At 64.1% G+C, this 1,595-nt stretch carries 1 protein-coding gene and 1 pseudogene; both read left to right on the forward strand.

From position 1 onward, the window contains the following. A pseudogene (locus EOA24_RS37375) lies at positions 1-353 on the forward strand (branched-chain amino acid ABC transporter permease); the annotation flags it as partial. A 2-nt stretch (positions 354-355) separates the two neighbouring features. Continuing rightward, positions 356-1,411 (forward strand): branched-chain amino acid ABC transporter permease, encoded by a 1,056-nt coding sequence (locus tag EOA24_RS37380; protein WP_127410787.1) that lies wholly within the window; start codon positions 356-358, stop codon positions 1,409-1,411. Positions 1,412-1,595: the final 184 nt, after the last annotated feature.

The following is a 1,595-nucleotide window of genomic DNA, read 5'->3' on the forward strand; positions in this document are numbered from 1 at the left end:
CCCTTGCCGTTGGGCTTAAGCTGCCCTTGATCTGGGCCAGCGTGTGGGCCGCGGCCGGCCTCGTCGCGCTGGTGGCAGGGCTGCTGTGGGGCGCGCGGCTCGGCGTCCAGTTCTCGCTCTCGCTGGTGGTGCTCAAGGCGCTTCCGGTGCTGGTGCTGGGCGGCTTCGATTCCATCCTCGGCGCCATTGTCGGCGGGCTCCTGATCGGCGCCAGCGAAAAGCTCGCCGAGGTCTATATCGGCGACTATTTCGGCGGCGGCATCGAAAGCTGGTTCGCCTATGTCGTGGCGCTCGTTTTCCTCCTGATCCGTCCGTCCGGCCTGTTCGGCCAGAAGCTTGTCGAAAGGGTCTGAGCATGAGCGCGATTGCAACCGAATTGTCGGCGGCCGAATTGACCAAGGGCGCGGGCCTGCCGAAATGGCTGGCGCCGCTCCTCATCATCGCGATCGCCTATATCGTCGTGCCGCTGACCGGCGGCTCGTATCTGTTCGAGGCGATCCTGCTGCCCTTCCTGGCGCTCAGCCTGGCGGGCGTGGGGCTCAACATCCTCACCGGCTATGCCGGCCAGGTATCGCTCGGCAGTGCCGCGTTCATGGCGGCGGGCGCCTTCGCCGCCTATAATTTCAACCTGCGCGTCCAAGGCCTGCCTCTCGTCGCCAGCATCATTCTCTCGGGCCTTGTCGCCGCAGCCATTGGCATCGTCTTCGGCCTGCCCAGCCTACGGCTGCGTGGTTTCTACCTGGCGGTCTCGACGCTTGCCGCGCAGTTCTTCGTGCAGTGGGCGCTGACCAAGTTCTCCTGGTTCTCCAACGACTCGGCGTCCGGCGTCATCGACGCGCCGAAGCTTTTCATCGCCGGCCTCGCGTTCGACGGCGCGGTCGGCCGCTATCTGTTCGCGCTTACCGTCGTCGTTGTCCTGACCTTCCTCGCCCACCGGCTGGTTTCGTCGCAGACCGGGCGCAACTTCATCGCCATCCGCGACAACGAGACGGCGGCGCGCATCATCGGTATCCCCGTGCTGAAGACCAAGCTGCTCGCCTTCGCCATCTCGTCCTTCATCATCGGTGTTGCCGGCGTCATCTGGGCGTTCGCCTATCTGAGGACCGTCGAGCCGGCAGGCTTCGATCTCGACCGCTCATTCCAGATACTGTTCATCATCATCATTGGCGGGCTCGCTTCAATCCGCGGCGCATTCCTGGGAGCCGCGCTCATCGTCGTCTTTCCGCTCGCTCTGTCGCGCCTCGGCAATTTCCTGCTCGGCGACGTGTTCGATTCCGGCGTGCTCGACATGAGTCAGCGGATCGTGCTCGGCGCGCTCATCATCCTCTTTCTGATCCTGGAACCGGATGGGCTGGTCGCCCTGTGGGACAGGGTCCGAAGACGGCTCTCGCTCGCCTGGCAATCGAGCTGAGACCATTGGCAGCCCTGCGCTTCAACACTGCAAGCATTCAGAGAATGAACCGGGGCCAAACCAAGCCTCATACTGGAGAACTTCGAACCATGACCTTCCTCAGCACAGTCAAGGCGGTCGCCATCTCGGCGGCGCTGGCCGTGTCGGTGGCCTTGCCGGCGGCCCACGCGGACGAGCAATATTT

Origin of the sequence: Mesorhizobium sp. M2A.F.Ca.ET.039.01.1.1 (assembly GCF_003998035.1) — a bacterium.
GTDB lineage: Bacteria > Pseudomonadota > Alphaproteobacteria > Rhizobiales > Rhizobiaceae > Mesorhizobium.

Coding starts and splice junctions, on each gene's coding strand:
- EOA24_RS37380 (WP_127410787.1), top strand. CDS start 356: ATGAGCGCGATTGCAACCGAATTGTCGGCGGCCGAATTGACCAAGGGC.